Source organism: Brevundimonas diminuta (genome assembly GCF_039673845.1).
Lineage (GTDB): Bacteria > Pseudomonadota > Alphaproteobacteria > Caulobacterales > Caulobacteraceae > Brevundimonas > Brevundimonas diminuta_E.
In genome coordinates this window covers 1-19037 of record NZ_JBDJMK010000006.1, presented here as the reverse complement: position 1 = coordinate 19037, position 19037 = coordinate 1, and the positions used below count along the sequence as shown (strand labels likewise).

Annotated in this window: 10 protein-coding genes; 6 read left to right on the top strand and 4 right to left on the bottom strand. The window is 65.4% G+C overall.

Features of this window, described 5'->3' with window-relative positions; all coding sequences use genetic code 11:
• Positions 1-14: 14 nt before the first annotated feature.
• From ABE454_RS07685 to ABE454_RS07675, 3 genes are all read right to left on the bottom strand, one after another.
• Positions 15-2024: a M61 family metallopeptidase gene (locus ABE454_RS07685; protein WP_346530904.1), complete on the bottom strand. Its 2010-nt coding sequence runs from the start codon at positions 2022-2024 to the stop codon at positions 15-17.
• Between the two features lie 226 nt (positions 2025-2250).
• Positions 2251-4194, bottom strand: coding sequence for a M61 family metallopeptidase (locus ABE454_RS07680; RefSeq protein WP_346530656.1), 1944 nt, complete (start codon positions 4192-4194; stop codon positions 2251-2253).
• 201 nt (positions 4195-4395) lie between these two features.
• Positions 4396-4911 carry an FKBP-type peptidyl-prolyl cis-trans isomerase gene (locus ABE454_RS07675; protein WP_346530655.1) on the bottom strand — a complete coding sequence of 172 codons (516 nt, stop codon included), beginning with the start codon at positions 4909-4911 and terminating at the stop codon, positions 4396-4398.
• 320 nt (positions 4912-5231) lie between these two features.
• On the opposite strand from ABE454_RS07675, the gene rpoB reads away from it, so the two are divergent.
• Together rpoB and rpoC are read left to right on the top strand one after the other, a co-directional pair.
• The gene (gene rpoB / locus ABE454_RS07670) at positions 5232-9347 is read left to right on the top strand and encodes a DNA-directed RNA polymerase subunit beta (protein ID WP_346530653.1); all 4116 of its coding nucleotides are present in this window, start codon (positions 5232-5234) and stop codon (positions 9345-9347) included.
• 99 nt (positions 9348-9446) lie between these two features.
• Positions 9447-13640, top strand: a complete 4194-nt coding sequence (gene rpoC / locus ABE454_RS07665) for a DNA-directed RNA polymerase subunit beta' (protein ID WP_346530651.1) — start codon at positions 9447-9449, stop codon at positions 13638-13640.
• 308 nt (positions 13641-13948) lie between these two features.
• Here rpoC and ABE454_RS07660 read toward each other — a convergent pair whose 3' ends face one another.
• Positions 13949-14785, bottom strand: a complete 837-nt coding sequence (locus ABE454_RS07660; RefSeq protein WP_346530650.1) for a hypothetical protein — start codon at positions 14783-14785, stop codon at positions 13949-13951.
• 373 nt (positions 14786-15158) lie between these two features.
• Between ABE454_RS07660 and rpsL the strand changes: the two genes are divergently transcribed.
• From rpsL to ABE454_RS07640, 4 genes are all read left to right on the top strand, one after another.
• On the top strand, positions 15159-15533 hold the full coding sequence (gene rpsL, locus ABE454_RS07655) for a 30S ribosomal protein S12 (protein WP_003165508.1): 375 nt from the start codon (positions 15159-15161) through the stop codon (positions 15531-15533).
• Positions 15534-15596: 63 nt separating this feature from the next.
• Positions 15597-16070: a 30S ribosomal protein S7 gene (rpsG, locus tag ABE454_RS07650; RefSeq protein ID WP_003165507.1), complete on the top strand. Its 474-nt coding sequence runs from the start codon at positions 15597-15599 to the stop codon at positions 16068-16070.
• Between the two features lie 135 nt (positions 16071-16205).
• Complete coding sequence (gene fusA, locus ABE454_RS07645; RefSeq protein ID WP_346530649.1) at positions 16206-18284, top strand: elongation factor G; 2079 nt, start codon at positions 16206-16208, stop codon at positions 18282-18284.
• 111 nt (positions 18285-18395) lie between these two features.
• The coding region (locus tag ABE454_RS07640; protein WP_346530648.1) for a GTP-binding protein at positions 18396-19037 on the top strand (642 nt) is incomplete at its 3' end.

Genomic DNA, 19037 nt, shown 5'->3' with positions numbered 1-19037 from the left:
CGCCGTCGGCCCCCCTAGCGGCGGCGCGGGGCGAAGATGTCGCCCAGTCGGTCGGGCGTTCCGGCGATCCGCTCCAGCCGCGGGTAACGCAGGCCGTCGTGATAGTCGAAATCGACGGTGCGATAGCGCTCGCCGTTTTTCAGCAGCAGGCGGACCGGGGCGTCGGTTCCCTTGGCGGCGGTGACGGCGTCGCGCAGCTTCTCGGCCGAGGCGGCGACATCGTTGACGGCCACCAGTTCCCAGCCCGGTCCGATGTCGGCCTCGAACGCCGGGCCGCCCCAGCGGACGCCGGTCAGCCGGTTCGACACCGACAGGGTGAAGCCCAGCGAATACTGGAAGTCCGTGGCCCAGTCAGACAGGACGCGCTTTTCATCGGCGGTCAGGCTGTCGGTATAGGTCAGGCGATAGCCGCCGCGCGTCAGACCATCCAGCGGCGCCTTGGCGTCCGGTCCGCTGGCGTCCAGACGGGTGCGCAGGAAGCTCGCCCAGTCGTGCGGATGGACGGCGTTCAGCGCCTTAACCACATCCTCGAACACATAACCGCGCGGCGCCCATGACCCGTCGTCGCCGCCGAAGAAGGCCTTGGCGAAGTCGTCCAGCGACTTCTTCCCGCCCGTCGCCTCGCGGATCAGGGTGTCGGCGTCCAGCCAGATCAGCAGGGCCTCGCGGTAATAGTCGCCGGTGCCGCGCGTCCATGAGGGGTAGGGACTGCTGGTGCGATAGCCGAGCAGGTTGTGGTTGTTCACGTCCTGAAGCGGGCGCCAGCCGCGACCGGGCTGGTTCTCATAGAAGGCGGCGATCCCGGCCAGATTGGTCAGGGCGTCGGCCTTGGACGCCAGTCCCGACCGGGCGGTCAACACCTCGCCCCAATATTGGGTCTGGCCCTCATAGACCCACAGAAGGGTGTTCTGGGTCGGGACGTTGTGGTTGGCGGTCAGTTCGTCGGCCGGGCGCTGGCGCTTGCCGTTCCAGGCGTGGGTGAACTCATGCGGCAGAAGGCCGAGCGCGCCCATGCTCTTGCCCCAGTTGGTGAAGAAGTCGGCCGGGACCGAGTTCTCGGACGAGCGGTGATGCTCCAGCCCGATGCCGCCCAGCTTGGATGTGGCCGCCAGCAGGAAGTCATAGCGGTCATAGGGGCGGGCGCCGAACAGCCGGTCCGTCTGGGCGACCAGATTTTCGAACAGGCCCAGTTGTTCGGGCGTGGGGGCCAGATTCTTGGCCGCGTCGGCGACGATGTTCAGGTGGACGGCGCCTTCGCCATCGCCTCGGCGCGGGTCGATGGCGATGCGCTGGAAGTGGGCGCCGCCGAACAGGGGGCTGTCGATCAGGGTGTAGAGGTCGGTCGGCGCAAACGTCGCCAGTCCGTCGATGAAGCTTTCTGTGTCCAGGGCGGCGGCGTATTTCCAGCCCTGCGGCAGGCGGATCGAGGTGGCGAAGGTGATGCCGGTCGAATGATAGCCCGCCGGATAGAGCAGGGCCTTCTCCCACTGCAGATTGACCATTTCGGGCGTCATGACCACGCGCCAGGTCGAGTTGTCCGGCTGGGTCAGCCACTGGAAGTCGACGGTGATCTCGCTGACGCCCTGCGGCACGTCGAGGTGGAAGGCGTAGGGGTCGATGGTGTCGCGCAGCCAGTCGATGCGCCCCGAGCCATCAGAGCCGTTTCCTTGCACCGTCACGCCGGAAATCAGCTGGATCGGGCCGGTCGGGGCGTGGTTGCCGGGCAGGAATTTCGGATAGAGCAGGACCAGAGGACCGGGCGTGACCGGGATGGTCTGGCGCACGCGGACGATCTTCTTCTCGACGTCGGTGGCGTCGACTTCATGACGGATGACGCCGGGATAGGTCGCAGCCGTCGGCGCGGGGATCGGCGGCAGGGCGCGGGGCAGGGCCAGCGGCGTGTTCTGCGGCGTCGGCGCGGCGGGCGCCTGCGGGCCGTTCCAGTCATTGGCGAAGGCCGCAGGCGCGGCGGAGGTCAGCAACAGGGCGAGGGCGGCGGCGGGCAGGCGTTGGGTCAGGGTCATGCAGAAGCTGTAGCGGCGTTTCTGGCCCAGCGCGACCTTCTCCCTCCCCTTCATGGGGAGGGTGGCTGAGGCCGTCAGGCCGAAGCCGGGTGGGGGCGGCCAGGCTATTCAAGCGCGGGGGTCAGGATTCTGTCGAGGCCAGGATCGCCTGGCCCTCCCCACCCGGTCTTCGCTTCGCTGCGACCACCCTCCCCATGAAGGGGAGGGAGAGGCGTGGTGCGCGGCTTTAGCGCCGTCGCGGGGACAGGATGTCGCCCAGCCGGTCGGGCGTGCCCTCGATCCGCTCCAGATGCGGATAGCGCAGGCCGTCGTGATAATCGAAGCGCACCGTCTTGAAGACGTCGCCGTTCTTCAGGATCAACTCGATCGGCTGAGACGATCCCTTGGCGGCGGTGACGGCCTCTTTCAGCCCATCGGCCGAGGCCGCGCGGCCGCCGACGGCGACGACTTCCCAGCCCGAGGTCAGGCCCTGCTCGAACGCCGGCCCGCCCCACAGGACGGAAGTGATCCGGTTCGACTTGTTCATCATGAAGCCGAGCGAATAGGTGAAGTCGTTACGCTCCAGCTCTTTATACAGGGCGCCCATATAGCCGGACGGTTCTTCCTTGAAGACGAGGCGATAGCCGCCGCGCTCGATGCCATCCAGCGGCCCGCGCGCGTTCGGACCCACGGCGTCCAGCCGCTCGCGCAGGAAGGCGGCCCAGTTCTCGGGCTGCACCCCGTTCAGCGTCGTGGTCACATCGTCGAAGGTGAAGGGCGACGGATCCCAGTTGCCGTCCTCGACGCCGAAGAAGGCCCTGGCGAAGTCATCCAGCGACTTCTTCCCGCCCGTGCGTTCGCGGATCAGGGTGTCGGCGTCCAGCCAGATCAGCGAGCCTTCGCGGTAATAGTCCTCGCTGCGCTGATAGCTGCTCCACGGCTGGGGGCGGCGCTGGCTGATGATGGGGTCGTTGGTGGTGTCCTGCATGGCGCGCCACTGGCGGCCGGGGATGTTCTGGAAACTGGCGGCGGTCATGGCCAGTACGTCCAGCGCCTGCTGCTTGCTCATCAGGCCCGCGCGGGCGGTCAGCACCAGCCCCCAGTACTGCGTCTGGCCCTCATAGACCCACATCAGGGAGTTCTGCAGCGGCTCGTTCAGATTGGGCGTCAGCTGGTCGGCGGGGCGGCGCCATTTGCCGTTCCAGCTGTGGGTGTATTCGTGACCCAGCAGGTCGCGGTCGGCCAGCGTGGCCTCGCGGTCGGTGAAATACTTCACATCGGCGCTGTTCTCGGACGAGCGGTGGTGCTCCAGCCCGATGCCGCCCAGCTTGTCCGTCACCGCGAGCAGGAAGTCGTAGTGGTCATAGTGGCGCGCGCCGAACAGGCGGTCGGCCTGCTGGACCAGATTGCGGTGCAACTGGATATGCTCGTCGCTCGCCTCCAGCATCTTGGCGGTGTCGGCGATGACGTTCAGCCGCACGGGCGAGCGGCCGCCCGGATCAAGGTCGAACTGGCGATAGTGGGCGCCCGCAAAGACCGGGCTGTCGGCCAGATGCTCCAGCGTGATGGGGGCGAAGGTCGCCACGCCGTTCTCGAAGCTGACGGTGTCCAGACCCGTGCCGTAGTTCCAGCCCACCGGCAGTTTCAGCGTCGGCTGGAAGGTGATCTGCCGCGAATAATAGCCCGCCGGATAGAGCAGGGTCTTGTCCCACTGGACGTTGGCCATTTCGGGCGTGACGGTGACACGGCCCTGACTGCCCTCGATCGGCGTCAGCCACTGGAAGGCGGCCTCGACCTGGCTGACGCCGGCGGGCACCTCGATCTGATAGGCCCAGGGCTGAAGGGTGTTGCGCACCCATTCCAGCCGCTGGCCGTTGGCGGTGAAGGTCAGGCCGCCGACGTTGGCGACCGGGCCGACCGGGCCGTGATGGCCGGGAATCCACTGCGGGTAGAACAGGATCAGCGGACCCGGGCCGCTGACCGGAATGGTCTGGCGCACCTGGATCAGGCGGCGGTCGATGTCGGTGGCGTCCACGTCCAGTTTGATGACGCCGGGATAGGCGACGTCCTTGGCTGCAGGGATCGGCGTCAGGGCTACGGGCAGGGCGGGCGTGCCGACCTGGGCCAGGGCGGCGCCTCCGGCCGATTGCAGAAGGGCGACAGCGCTGACGGCCAAAAGGAAGTGCTTCATGACGGCGATCTCACAGGACGGCCGCCCCGGCGACCTCGACAAGGCGTCGCAGACGACAATGTGTCGCAGGCCGCGTCAAGACGGATGACGATTCCGTGTCGATGCTGCGGAGAGGCTATAGGTTTCCATCCCGCTCATCCCGGCGGACGCCGGGATGAGCGGGGATTAGAGTTAGCTCCCAAATCTATGTCGAGCGGCGCGTCAGCCCTGCGGATTCACTTCCAGCAGTTCGACGGTGAAGCGCAGGACCGAATTCGCAGGGATGTCCGTGCCCATCCAGCGCGGGCCATAGGCCAGATCGGCGGGGATGACGAACTGATAGGTTTCGCCTTCGCGCATCAGGGCCACGCCCTCGGTCCAGCCCTTGATGACGCGGTTCAGGGGGAAGGTGGCCGGTTCGTTGCGCGAATAGGAGCTGTCGAACTCGCGCCCGTCGATGAAGGTGCCGCGATAATGGACCTTGACCATGTCGGTCGCGACCGGCTGGGCGCCGTCCGGGTTGGCCTTGCCGATGCGGCGGTATTGCAGGCCCGACGGCGCCGAAGTCCAGCCGGGGCGCAGCCCGTTCCACATCAGATAGGCGGCCTGACCGACCTCCCAGTTCTCCTGCGTCGCCGGGCCGACCGGTTCGCGCAGGCCGGGGTAGTCGACATCGGGCGTCGAGGCGCAGGCGGCCAGCGACAGGGCGGCGAGGGCGGGCAGGGCGATGTGCTTCATAAGGCTAGGCTTATCACGCTGATCGAAACTGTCGACTGCCTGCGTGAGGGGCCTTTATTTCGCCGAAGAAGGGCGTATATATGCGCGTTCGCAGATTCCATGAATCCCGCGCGAAAGCGCCGAGGCCCGGTTTGTCGCCCTCCGACCGGTGCGAAGGCGTCGCCCCTCCCCAAGGGGGCGGATACATCCAGGCGTCCTGATCCGCTCGCGGATCGAGGGTGGGCGCCGAGAGACATTTACGGTCACGGATCGCCGATCGGCGCGCCGTGGCTGCTGCATTGAGAGCGGGCCTCGCAAGGGGCCGCGATTGGGAAAACAGAATGGCCAAGTCCACCGACGGTCTCGCCTTGGGTAAGATCGCTGCCGCCACGTCGTTCACCGGCAAGAAGCGCATTCGCTACAGCTTCGGGCGCATCCCCGAAGCCGTGCAGATGCCGAACCTGATCGAGGTTCAGCGCGCTTCCTATGAGCAGTTCCTGCAGCGCGAGTCGCGCCCGGGCCTGCGCAACGACGAGGGCATTGAAGCGGTCTTCAAGTCGGTCTTCCCGATCAAGGACTTCAACGAACGCGCCGTTCTGGAATACGTCTCCTACGAGTTCGAGGACCCGAAGTACGACGTCGAGGAATGCATCCAGCGCGACATGACCTATGCCGCGCCGCTGAAGGTCAAGCTGCGCCTGATCGTGTTCGAGACCGAGGAAGAAACGGGCGCCCGTTCGGTCAAGGACATCAAGGAGCAGGACGTCTACATGGGCGACATCCCGCTCATGACGGACAAGGGCACCTTCATCGTCAACGGCACCGAGCGCGTGATCGTCTCGCAGATGCACCGCTCGCCGGGCGTCTTCTTCGACCACGACAAGGGCAAGACCCACTCCTCGGGCAAGCTGCTGTTCGCCGCCCGCGTGATCCCTTATCGCGGCTCGTGGCTGGACTTTGAATTCGACGCCAAGGACATCGTCTATGTCCGCATCGACCGCCGCCGTAAGCTGCCGGCCTCGACCTTCCTCTATGCCCTGGGCATGGACGGGGAAGAGATCCTCAAGACCTTCTACGAGACCGTTCCCTACGAGAAGCGCGGCGAAGGCTGGGTCACGCCCTACAAGCCGGAACGCTGGCGCGGCGTGAAGCCGGAGTTCGATCTGGTCGACGCCGACACCGGCGAAGTGGTTGCTCCCGCTGGCCAGAAGATCAGCGCCCGCGCCGCCAAGAAGCTGGCAGACGGCGGCCTGAAGTCGCTGTCGCTGGCGGCTGACGCCCTGCTGACCAAGTATCTGGCCTCCGACGCCGTCAACTTCCAGACCGGCGAAATCTACGCCGAGGCGGGCGACGAACTGGACGCCGCCGCGATCGAGCTGCTGGAGGCCAACGGCTTCACCACCATCGACGTGCTGGACATCGACCACGTCACGGTCGGCGCCTACATGCGCAACACCCTGCGTGTGGACAAGAACACGGGCCGCGAGGACGCGCTGTTCGACGTCTATCGCGTCATGCGCCCGGGCGAGCCGCCGACGCCGGAAGCGGCCGAGGCCATGTTCAACTCCCTGTTCTTCGACGCCGAGCGCTACGACCTGTCGGCCGTGGGTCGCGTGAAGATGAACATGCGTCTGGAAACCCCCGAGGTTTCGGACGAAATCCGCGTCCTGCAGAAGGACGACGTGCTGAAGGTGCTGCAGATCCTGGTCGGCCTGAAGGACGGCCGCGGCGAGATCGACGACATCGACAACCTGGGCAACCGCCGGGTCCGTTCGGTGGGCGAGTTGCTGGAAAACCAGTACCGCGTCGGCCTGCTGCGCATGGAGCGCGCCATCAAGGAGCGCATGTCCTCGGTCGATATCGACACGGTCATGCCGCACGACCTGATCAACGCCAAGCCGGCCGCCGCCGCGGTTCGCGAGTTCTTCGGCTCGTCGCAGCTGTCGCAGTTCATGGACCAGACGAACCCGCTGTCGGAAATCACCCACAAGCGTCGCCTTTCGGCGCTTGGCCCGGGCGGTCTGACGCGCGAGCGCGCGGGCTTTGAAGTCCGCGACGTTCACCCGACGCACTATGGCCGCATCTGCCCGATTGAAACGCCGGAAGGCCCGAACATCGGTCTGATCAACTCCCTGGCTACCCACGCCCGCGTGAACAAGTACGGCTTCATCGAAAGCCCGTATCGTCGCGTGGTTGAAGGCAAGGCGACGGACGAGGTGGTCTACATCTCGGCCATGGAAGAGGCGAAGCATGTCATCGCCCAGGCCAACATCGACCTGAAGGACGGCGAGATCGTCGAGGAGCTGGTGCCGGGCCGTATCAACGGCGACTCCCAGCTGCTGACCAAGGAAACGGTCGACATGATGGACGTGTCGCCGAAACAGGTCGTTTCGGTCGCCGCCGCCCTGATCCCATTCCTGGAAAACGACGACGCCAACCGCGCGCTGATGGGCGCCAACATGCAACGTCAGGCCGTGCCTCTGGTGCAGTCGGACGCGCCGCTGGTCGGCACCGGCATGGAAGCGGTCGTGGCCGTGGACTCTGGCGCTGTCGTGATCGCCCGTCGTGACGGCGTGGTCGAACAGATCGACGGCACCCGCATCGTGGTTCGCGCCACGGGCGACGTGGACGCCGGTCGTTCGGGCGTCGACATCTATCGCCTGTCGAAGTTCCAGCGCTCCAACCAGTCGACCTGCATCAACCAGCGCCCGATCGTGCGCGTGGGCGATGAAGTGAAGACCGGCGACGTGATCGCCGACGGTCCGTCGACGGACCTGGGCGAACTGGCTCTGGGCCGCAACGTCCTGGTCGCCTACATGCCCTGGAACGGCTACAACTTCGAAGACTCCATCCTGATCTCCGAGCGCATCGTGCGCGACGACATCTTCACCTCCATCCACCTCGAAGAGTTCGAAGTGATGGCGCGTGACACCAAGCTGGGTCCGGAAGAAATCACCCGCGACATCCCGAACGTCGGCGAGGAAGCCCTGCGCAACCTCGACGAAGCGGGCATCGTGGCCATCGGCGCTGAGGTCCAGCCGGGCGACATCCTGGTCGGCAAGGTGACGCCGAAGGGCGAAAGCCCGATGACCCCGGAAGAGAAGCTGCTGCGCGCCATCTTCGGCGAGAAGGCTTCGGACGTGCGCGACACCTCGCTGCGTCTGCCGCCGGGCGTCGCCGGCACCATCGTCGACGTGCGCGTGTTCAACCGTCACGGCATCGACAAGGACGAGCGCGCCGTGGCCATCGAACGCGCCGAGATCGAGCGTCTGGGCAAGGACCGCGACGACGAGCTCAAGATCCTTGAGCGCAACGTCTATGGCCGCGTGAAGCCGCTGCTGCTCGGCAAGACCGCCGTGTCCGGCCCGAAGGGCATGGGTCGCGGCGAGGTCACCGAAGAGAAGCTGGCCGAAGTGTCCAAGGGCCTGTGGTGGCAGGTCGCCCTCGACGACGAGAAGGCGATGGGCGAGCTGGAGGCCATGAAGAAGCAGTTCGAGGACGCCCGTAAGGCCCTCGATCGTCGCTTCGAAGACAAGGTCGAGAAGCTGCAGCGCGGCGACGAGATGCCGCCTGGCGTCATGAAGATGGTCAAGGTCTTCGTGGCCGTGAAGCGCAAGCTTCAGCCGGGCGACAAGATGGCCGGCCGTCACGGCAACAAGGGCGTCATCTCCAAGATCCTGCCGATCGAGGACATGCCGCACCTGGACGACGGCACCCACGTCGATATCGTTCTGAACCCGCTGGGCGTGCCGTCGCGCATGAACATCGGCCAGATCTTCGAAACCCACCTGGGTTGGGCCGCCGCTGGCCTGGGCAAGCAGATCAAGGGCTTGCTCGAGCAGTGGATGGACGGCGGAATGCGTGACGCCCTGGTGTCGCGTCTGACCCAGATCTACGGTGCCGACACCCCGCTGCCGCAGAGCGACGAAGAGCTGATCGAACTGGCCCAGAACCTGTCCAAGGGCGTTCCGTTCGCGACTCCGGTCTTCGACGGCGCGCGTATCTCGGACATCGAGGACCTGCTGGAATCGGCGGATCTGGATCGTTCGGGTCAGTCGATCCTGTTCGACGGCCAGACGGGCGAGCAGTTCAAGCGTCCGGTCACGGTCGGCTATGTGTACATGCTGAAGCTGCACCACCTGGTCGACGACAAGATCCACGCCCGCTCGATCGGCCCGTACTCGCTCGTCACCCAGCAGCCGCTGGGCGGTAAGGCGCAGTTCGGCGGTCAGCGCTTCGGGGAAATGGAGGTCTGGGCTCTGGAAGCTTACGGCGCCGCCTACACCCTGCAGGAAATGCTGACGGTGAAGTCGGACGACGTGGCCGGCCGGACCAAGGTCTACGAGGCCATCGTCCGCGGCGACGACAGCTTCGAGGCCGGCATCCCCGAGTCCTTCAACGTGCTGGTGAAGGAAATGCGCTCGCTGGGTCTGAACGTGGAGCTGGAAAACAGCTGACCGGATCAAGCGCCCTTCCTCGCCTCGGCGGGGGAGGGCGGTCCGCCTGTTCTCCTCTCTGAATGATTTTCGCGGGGCATTCCCGCAGAAGGAATAAAGATGAACCAGGAAGTCCTGAACATCTTCAACCCGGTCCCGGTCACCCCGACCTTCGACCAGATCAAGATCGCCCTGGCGTCGCCGGAGAAGATCCGTTCGTGGTCGTTCGGCGAGATCAAGAAGCCGGAAACCATCAACTACCGCACGTTCAAGCCTGAGCGTGACGGCCTGTTCTGCGCCCGTATCTTTGGCCCGACCAAGGACTATGAATGCCTGTGCGGCAAGTACAAGCGCATGAAGTATAAGGGCATCATCTGCGAGAAGTGCGGCGTTGAAGTCACCCTGGCCCGTGTCCGCCGCGAGCGCATGGGTCACATCGACCTGGCCGCCCCGGTCGCCCACATCTGGTTCCTGAAGTCGCTGCCGTCGCGCATCTCGCTGATGCTGGACATGGCGCTGAAGGACGTTGAACGCGTCCTCTACTTCGAAAACTACATCGTCACCGAGCCGGGCCTGACCCCGCTGAAGCAGAACCAGCTGCTGACGGAAGACGAATTCTATCACTATCAGGAAGAGTTCGGCGACGACGGCTTCACCGCCGAGATCGGCGCCGAGGCGGTCCGCAACCTGCTGATGGCGATCGACCTGAACGCCGAGGCCGAGAAGCACCGCGCCGAACTGGCCGACAGCCCGTCGGAACTGAAGGCCAAGAAGGCCTCCAAGCGTCTGAAGCTGATGGAAGCCTTCATCGAGTCGGGCAACAAGCCCGAGTGGATGATCCTGACCATCGTGCCGGTCATCCCGCCGGAACTGCGTCCGCTGGTGCCGCTGGACGGCGGCCGCTTCGCGACGTCGGACCTGAACGACCTGTATCGCCGGGTCATCAACCGGAACAACCGCCTGAAGCGCCTGATCGAGCTGCGCGCGCCGGACATCATCATCCGCAACGAAAAGCGGATGCTGCAGGAATCCGTCGACGCCCTGTTCGACAACGGCCGCCGCGGTCGCGTCATCACCGGCGCGAACAAGCGTCCGCTGAAGTCGCTGGCCGACATGCTGAAGGGCAAGCAGGGCCGCTTCCGTCAGAACCTGCTGGGCAAGCGCGTCGACTACTCGGGCCGTTCGGTCATCACCGTGGGCCCCGAGCTGAAGCTGCACGAGTGCGGCCTGCCCAAGAAGATGGCGCTGGAGCTGTTCAAGCCGTTCATCTACGCGCGTCTGGACGCCAAGGGCCTGTCGGGCACCGTCAAACAGTCCAAGCGCATGGTCGAGCGCGAACAGCCCGCCGTCTGGGACATCCTGGACGAGGTCATCCGCGAGCATCCGGTTCTGCTGAACCGCGCGCCGACGCTTCACCGTCTGGGCATTCAGGCGTTCGAGCCCAAGCTGATCGAGGGCAAGGCCATCCGCCTGCACCCGCTGGTCTGTACGGCGTTCAACGCTGACTTCGACGGCGACCAGATGGCCGTGCACGTCCCGCTGAGCCTCGAGGCCCAGCTGGAAGCGCGCGTGCTGATGATGTCGACGAACAACATCCTGTCGCCCGCCAACGGCAAGCCGATCATCGTGCCGTCGCAGGACATCGTGCTCGGCCTCTACTACCTGTCGCTGGTCAAGGAAGGTCAGCCGGGCGAAGGCAAGCTGTTCGCCAATATGGGCGAGATCGACGCGGCGCTGGACGCCCGTGTCGTGACCCTGCACACCAAGATCAAGGCGCGCTGGACCGAGATGAACTCGGAAGGCGAAGTCGTGACCAAGGTAATCGACACCACGCCGGGCCGGATGAAGCTGGGCGCGCTGCTGCCGCACAACCCGAATATCGGCTACAACCTTCTGGACAAGAACCTGACCAAGAAGGAAATCGGCAACCTGATCGATCAGGTCTACCGTCACTGCGGTCAGAAGGCGACGGTCATCTTCGCCGACCAGATGATGCAGATGGGCTTCCGCGAAGCCGCCAAGGCCGGCATTTCCGTGGGCAAGGACGACATCGTCATCCCGGCCAAGAAGGAACAGCTGGTCAACGAAACCCGTACCCAGGTTGAAGAGTACGAGCAGCAATATGCTGACGGCCTGATCACCAAGGGCGAGAAGTACAACAAGGTCGTCGACGCCTGGGCCAAGGCCACGGACAAGATCGCCGATGAGATGATGGGCGAAATCGCCCAGCCGCGCGTTCTGATCAAGGGTCAGGAGCCGGACATCAACTCGGTCTTCATGATGGCCAACTCGGGCGCTCGTGGCTCGCAGGCCCAGATGAAGCAGTTGGGCGGCATGCGCGGCCTGATGGCCAAGCCCTCGGGCGAGATCATCGAGACGCCGATCATCTCGAACTTCAAGGAAGGCCTGACCGTCCTTGAATACTTCAACTCGACCCACGGCGCCCGTAAGGGTCTGGCCGACACCGCCCTGAAGACCGCCAACTCGGGTTACCTGACCCGTCGTCTGGTGGACGTGGCGCAGGACTCCATCGTCACCGAGGAAGACTGCGGCTCAACGCGCGGCATCACCCTGCGCGCCGTGGTCGAAGGCGGAGACGTGCTCGTCTCGCTGGGCCAGCGCGTGCTGGGCCGTTACGCGGCCGAGGACATCAAGGAGCCGGGCGGCGAAGTCCTGTTCCCTGCGGACACCTATCTGCAGGAAGAGGAAGTCGAGCTGATCGACAAGGTCGGCGTCCAGTCCATCAAGGTCCGTTCGGCCCTGACGTGTGAAGCCGACGCCGGCATCTGCGGCATGTGCTACGGCCGTGACCTGGCGCGCGGCACCAACGTCAACATCGGCGAAGCGGTCGGCGTCATCGCCGCCCAGTCGATCGGCGAGCCGGGCACCCAGCTGACGATGCGGACCTTCCACATCGGCGGCACGGCCCAGGTGGCGGAAACCTCCTTCTTCGAGGCGACCAACGCCGGCGTCATCAAGGTGGTCGGCCCGACCGTTATCGCCGCTCACGGCGACCCGGTGGCCATGAGCCGCAACGTGGTGGTCACCGTGACCGTCGACGGCAAGGACCGCGAATCCTACAAGGTGCCTTACGGCGCGCGCCTGCGCGTCAAGGACGGCGGCGAGGTGGCCAAGAACCAGCGCCTGGCCGAGTGGGACCCCTACACCACCCCGATTCTGACGGAAGTCGGCGGCGTGGTGCGCTTCGAGGATCTGGTCGACGGCCTGTCGGTCAAGGAAGAGACGGACGAGGCCACGGGCATCGCCCAGCGCGTCGTCTCCGACTGGCGCGCCAGCCCGCGCGGCGCGGACCTGCGGCCGGCCATGGGCGTCACCCAGGGCGACAGCTACGCCAAGCTGTCGAGCGGTTCTGACGCGCGTTACCTGCTGCCCGTGGGGGCCATCCTGTCGGTGGCCAACGGCGACGAGGTCAAGCCGGGCGATATCGTCGCCCGTATCCCGACCGAAGGCGCCAAGACCCGCGACATCACCGGCGGTCTGCCGCGCGTGGCCGAACTGTTCGAAGCCCGCCGTCCGAAGGACTGCGCGGTCATCGCCGAGATGGACGGCCGCGTCGAATTCGGTCGCGACTACAAGAACAAGCGCCGCATCAAGATCACCCCGGAAGTCGATGCAGACGGCAACCAGGGCGAAGCGGTCGAGTTCCTGATCCCGAAGGGCAAGCACATCTCCGTCCACGACGGCGATCTGATCCAGAAGGGCGACTACATCATCGACGGCAACCCCGATCCGCACGACCTGCTGCGCATTCAGGGCGTCGAGGCGCTGGCCGAGTATCTGGTGAACGAAGTGCAGGAGGTCTACCGACTGCAGGGCGTGCCGATCAACGACAAGCACATCGAAGTCATCGTCCGTCAGATGCTGCAGAAGGTTGAAGTCATCGACTCGGCCGAGACGACGCTGATCAAGGGCGACCACGTCGACCGGATCGAAGTCGACATCGAGAACGCCAAGGTCGAGAAGCGCGGCGGCCGTATCGCCACCGTGCAACCGGTCCTGCTGGGCATCACCAAGGCGTCGCTGCAGACCCGCAGCTTCATCTCGGCGGCCTCGTTCCAGGAGACGACCCGCGTCCTCACCGAGGCTTCGGTCCACGGTAAGAAGGACACGCTGGAAGGCCTGAAGGAGAACGTGATCGTGGGTCGCCTGATCCCGGCGGGCACGGGCTCCTACCTGCGCAGCCTGCAGAAGATCGCCAACGAGCGTGACGCTGAGCTGACCCAGGCCCGCGAAGACGCGGTCGAGCCGCTTCCCGCGGATCTGGCGCTGGAACTGGAACAGTCGGCCGACTGATCCGGGTTCAGACCCTGAAAGACTGAAGAGGGCGGCGTCGAAAGGCGCCGCTCTTTTTTTGGGCCTATCGCGCTTCGCGCTGCTTGAGGCCCACAACTGTTCCCTCTCCCGACGGGAGAGGGCTTGAGCGCACGAGAGCGTAGCGATCGTTCTGGCGCGAAAGGGAGAGGGGCTTGTCCTGTCAGTCGGCGTCAGCCGTGGCGCGACGGCCTTAGGCCGACTTCACCCGTGAACCCTCACCCTTTGGCTGCTCCGCGCCGCCCTTCGGGTCGCCTGTCCCAAGCCCCCTCGCATCTGGAGAGGGAAAACTAATGTGGCCGCATGGGCTCGCGCGGCGTGGCGGCGCCGGGCGTCATAGGGCGGCCCGAAGCAGGCGGGCCGTCGCGGCGGGTCTGGACGTTGCGGCTGGAGTCCATCTGCATCGAGGAATCCAGATGGGCGCCCGCGCAGCCTGTGCCGAAGTTGGAGCCGGGGCAGTCCTGAGGCGCCAACACCCCCACGCCGCCGCTGAGCGGACGTCGCTGGGCCTCATAGCGCTGCAATTCGCGCGCGCCTTCGCGAGCGAAGCGGCCGTCGCGTTCGGCGTTGCCGGTGCCGGTAATGGGGCCGCGTTCGGCCGCCGCAGCGGCGCGTTCGTTGAACTGTTCATCGCACAGGGCCTGTTCGGCGCGGGTCAGGCTGTCATAGGACCGGCATCCGGCGGGCGAGGTGCGCAGGGCGCGCGCCGTGGCGGCCGCCTGGCTGTCAGGCGTGACGCGCCACGGGGCGATGGTCTGGGCGGAGGCGGCGGAAGCGTCATCGGGCGCCGGGCGCGCCATGCGCGGCGCGGGCGGCGTCGGGAGGCTTTGCACCGGCGCGGGCGCTGTCGACGGCGCGGCCTGTCCGGTCGTGCGGGCAGGGGCCGGCGTGCTGGCGGCGAGCGTCGGCTGGCGCGGCCGTTCCTCGGGCAGAAGCGGGCGCGGCTCGATCTCGAGATAGAGGGGGGCAGGGCCCGTGTCGGCGATGTAAACCGGGGGGCGCGCCGTCAGATACATCAGCGGCGCCAGCAGCAGGCCGTGGATCAGGATCGAACCGCCGGCCAGCGCCAGACGGCGCCCTTGCGCGCGACGCTGCGGGCTCGCCTTTGTCAGAACCGCGACGGCCATCCTTGACCTCCCCATCCCTGAGGCAAGGATGATGGGGCGAGCGTGGCGATATCGGGGCGAAGGCGCAACTCTGTTATTAGGGCGTGGCCTGACGGGGCGACAGGCGAATCCCTTGACGTGTTAACGGATCGCGCGTAGAAGCCGCGCACTTTCGAGACGTGGGCGGTTCGCCGTCCGCTGAGATCGTGACAATTGAACGGACGGGCTGTGTCCCGCCGGAACGCCCGAAGCGCGCGTTCCGGTTTTTCTGTTTGGGCGTCGTGACCTCGGCTCGATAACACCCGGGCGGGGCTTCGGTCCCGTTCAAAAGAAGGCTCATGAGGCGCTCCGGTCGAAAGACACACGCCTCCACATCGAAAAGAGACGAATTCGAATGCCCACGATCAACCAGCTGATCCGCAAGCCCCGCAAGCCGAAGCCGGTCCGCAACAAGGTCCCGGCCCTGGAGGGTTCGCCCCAGCGTCGCGGCGTCTGCACCCGCGTGTACACCACGACCCCGAAGAAGCCGAACTCGGCTCTGCGTAAGGTCGCCAAGGTCCGTCTGGCCAAGAACGGCGTCGAAGCCGTGTGCTACATCCCCGGCGAAGGCCACAACCTGCAGGAGCACTCGGTCGTGCTGATCCGCGGCGGCCGCGTGAAGGACTTGCCCGGCGTGCGTTACCACATCCTGCGCGGCGTGCTCGATACGCAAGGCGTCAAGGACCGCAAGCAGCGTCGTTCGCACTACGGCGCCAAGCGTCCGAAGTAATCGGCCCCGGCCTACGTTTCAGAGATTTTCCCGGCGTCAGTCGGGCCCGAGAAGGAATAACCCATGTCGCGTCGTCACCGCGCCCAGAAGCGTGAAGTTCTGCCGGATCCCAAGTTCGGGGACCTGGTGGTCACCAAGTTCATGAACTACGTCATGTACGAAGGTAAGAAGGCCGTCGCCGAAAACATCGTTTACGGCGCCTTCGACATCCTGGCGGACAAGAAGAAGGAGCAGACTGCGGTCGAGACCTTCCACGCCGCCCTGGAAAACGTCGCCCCGTCGGTCGAAGTCCGTTCGCGTCGCGTCGGCGGCGCCACCTATCAGGTGCCGGTCGAGGTCCGTCCGGACCGTCGTCGCGCCCTGGCCATCCGCTGGCTGGTCAACGCTGCGCGCAACCGCGGCGAAAACACCATGACGGAAAAGCTGGCTGCTGAGCTGCTGGACGCCTCGAACAACCGCGGCACCGCGGTCAAGAAGCGCGAAGACACGCACAAGATGGCCGAAGCCAACCGCGCGTTCAGCCACTACCGCTGGTAAGCGTCTTAAAACCGCCAATGGCGGCGGCTATTCAAGACGATCCGGCGCGGGCGTTCAGGTTGAACTGCCCGCGCCGTCATATCCGACACCCCAGGGCGCTCGCCGCGTCCGCGAAGCTCCCGGAAGGCAACTTCAATGCCCCGCACACATAAAATCGAAGACTACCGCAACTTCGGCATCATGGCCCACATCGACGCGGGCAAGACGACGACGACCGAGCGGATCCTGTTCTACACCGGCAAGAACCACAAAATGGGCGAGACGCACGATGGCGCCTCCACCATGGACTGGATGGACCAGGAGCAGGAACGCGGCATCACCATCACGTCGGCCGCGACGACCGCCTTCTGGCGCGAAAAGCGCCTGAACATCATCGACACCCCCGGCCACGTGGACTTCACCATTGAAGTCGAGCGTTCGCTGCGCGTGCTCGACGGCGCCGTCACGGTGCTGGACGGCAACGCCGGTGTTGAGCCGCAGACGGAAACCGTCTGGCGCCAGGCCGACAAGTACAACGTTCCCCGCATCGTCTTCGTCAACAAGATGGACAAGATCGGCGCCGACTTCGAAAAGTCGGTCGAGTCGATCCGCGACCGTCTGGGCGCCAAGGCTGTGCCGATCCAGCTGCCGATCGGTTCGGAAGCGAACCTGAAGGGCGTGATCGACCTGGTCGAGATGAAGGCCCTGGTCTGGGAAACCGATCAGGTCGGCGCCTCGGCCGACGTGCGCGACATCCCGGCTGACCTGCTGGACGCCGCGACCGAAGCCCGCCAGTACCTGGTCGACAACGCCGTCGAGATCGACGACGAGGCCATGGAATCCTACCTGGGCGGCGAAGAGCCTTCGGTCGAAGTGCTGAAGCGCTGCATCCGCAAGGCCGTCATCACCGGCGCCTTCTATCCGATCCTGTGCGGCTCGGCCTTCAAGAACAAGGGCGTGCAACCGCTGCTGGACGCCGTCGTCGACTACCTGCCGTCGCCGGTCGACATCCCCGCCATCCCCGGCATCGACTTCAAGACCGAAGAGCCGACCTCGCGTCAGGCTTCGGACGATGAAGCCCTGTCGGTCCTGGCGTTCAAGATCATGGACGACCCCTTCGTCGGCTCGATCACCTTCTGCCGCGTCTACTCGGGCAAGATGGAAACCGGCCAGTCGCTGCTGAACTCCTCGCGTGACAAGCGCGAGCGCGTCGGCCGCATGCTGCTGATGCACTCGAACAACCGCGAGGACATCAAGGAAGCCTTCGCCGGCGACATCGTCGCCCTGGCCGGCCTGAAAGAGACCCGCACGGGCGACACCCTGTGCGACCCGCTGAAGTCGCCGGTCATCCTCGAGAAGATGGAATTCCCGGCGCCGGTCATCGAGATCGCCGTCGAGCCCAAGACCAAGGCCGACCAGGAGAAGCTGGGCGTCGCCCTGGCCAAGCTGGCTGGTGAAGATCCGTCCTTCACCGTCTCGACCGACCACGAGTCGGGCCAGACGATCCTGAAGGGCATGGGCGAGCTGCACCTGGACATCAAGATCGACATCCTGAAGCGTACCTATAAGGTCGAAGCCACCATCGGCGCACCGCAGGTCGCCTATCGTGAATCGATCAGCCGCAAGGTCGAGATCGACTACACCCACAAGAAGCAGACCGGCGGTACGGGCCAGTTCGCCCGCGTCAAGCTGGTGTTCGAGCCGGGCGAGCCCGGCACGGACTTCGTCTTCGAGTCGGCCATCGTCGGCGGCGCGGTGCCCAAGGAATACATCCCGGGCGTTGAAAAGGGCCTGAAGTCGGCCAAGGAAAACGGCCTGCTGGCCGGCTTCCCGGTGATCGACGTCAAGGCGACCCTGATCGACGGCGCCTTCCACGACGTGGACTCCTCGGTCCTGGCCTTCGAAATCGCTTCGCGGGCTGCTTTCCGCGAACTGAAGGAAAAGGGCGGACCGAAGCTGCTCGAGCCGATCATGGGCGTCGAGGTGGTCACCCCGGAAGAGTATCTGGGTTCGATCATCGGCGACCTGAACGGCCGTCGCGGCATGATCCAGGGGCAGGACATGCGCGGCAACGCCGTCGTCGTGAACGCCTTCGTGCCGCTGGCCAACATGTTCGGCTATGTGAACACGCTGCGCGGCATGTCGCAGGGCCGCGCCCAGTTCACCATGCAGTACGACCACTATGAATCGGTGCCGCAACACGTCGCCGACGAAGTGATCAAGAAGTACGCCTAAGTCCGTCTTTCCAGACGGACCCACTTGAAAACGGGGCGGTTTGATCACAAATCGCCCCACCTATCCCCAAACCCATTTGGACCCCAGTTTGGGGACACCAGGAGCTAGAGAATGGCCAAGGAAAAGTTCGAACGCACCAAGCCGCACGTGAACATCGGCACGATCGGCCACGTTGACCACGGCAAGACGACGCTGACGGCGGCGATCTCGATGACGCTGGCGAAGGCCGGCGGCAACAAGGCGATGAACTACGCCGACATCGACAACGCGCCGGAAGAAAAAGCGCGCGGCATCACCATCAACACGTCGCACGTCGAGTATGAGACGGCGAACCGTCACTACGCGCACGTCGACTGCCCGGGCCACGCCGACTACGTGAAGAACATGATCACGGGCGCGGCTCAGATGGACGGCGCGATCCTGGTGTGCTCGGCCGCTGACGGCCCGATGCCGCAGACCCGCGAGCACATCCTGCTGTCGCGTCAGGTCGGCGTTCCGGCCCTGGTGGTGTTCCTGAACAAGGTCGACATGGTCGACGACGAGGAACTGCTGGAGCTGGTCGAAATGGAAGTGCGCGAGCTGCTCAGCTCGTACCAGTTCCCGGGCGACGACATCCCGGTCGTCAAGGGCTCGGCGCTGGCCGCCGTCGAAGACCGCGACGCCCACATCGGCGAAGAGCGCATCCTGGAGCTGATGGCGGCGGTCGACGCCTACATCCCGCAACCGGAACGCCCGATCGACATGCCGTTCCTG

Bases quoted from the DNA above. Each gene is read 5' to 3' on its own strand.
- rpoB (WP_346530653.1), top strand. From the start codon at position 5,232: ATGGCCAAGTCCACCGACGGTCTCGCCTTGGGTAAGATCGCTGCCGCC.
- ABE454_RS07680 (WP_346530656.1), bottom strand. From the start codon at position 4,194: ATGAAGCACTTCCTTTTGGCCGTCAGCGCTGTCGCCCTTCTGCAATCG.
- rpoC (WP_346530651.1), top strand. From the start codon at position 9,447: ATGAACCAGGAAGTCCTGAACATCTTCAACCCGGTCCCGGTCACCCCG.
- ABE454_RS07675 (WP_346530655.1), bottom strand. From the start codon at position 4,911: ATGAAGCACATCGCCCTGCCCGCCCTCGCCGCCCTGTCGCTGGCCGCC.
- rpsG (WP_003165507.1), top strand. From the start codon at position 15,597: ATGTCGCGTCGTCACCGCGCCCAGAAGCGTGAAGTTCTGCCGGATCCC.
- rpsL (WP_003165508.1), top strand. From the start codon at position 15,159: ATGCCCACGATCAACCAGCTGATCCGCAAGCCCCGCAAGCCGAAGCCG.
- ABE454_RS07685 (WP_346530904.1), bottom strand. From the start codon at position 2,024: ATGACCCTGACCCAACGCCTGCCCGCCGCCGCCCTCGCCCTGTTGCTG.
- fusA (WP_346530649.1), top strand. From the start codon at position 16,206: ATGCCCCGCACACATAAAATCGAAGACTACCGCAACTTCGGCATCATG.
- ABE454_RS07660 (WP_346530650.1), bottom strand. From the start codon at position 14,785: ATGGCCGTCGCGGTTCTGACAAAGGCGAGCCCGCAGCGTCGCGCGCAA.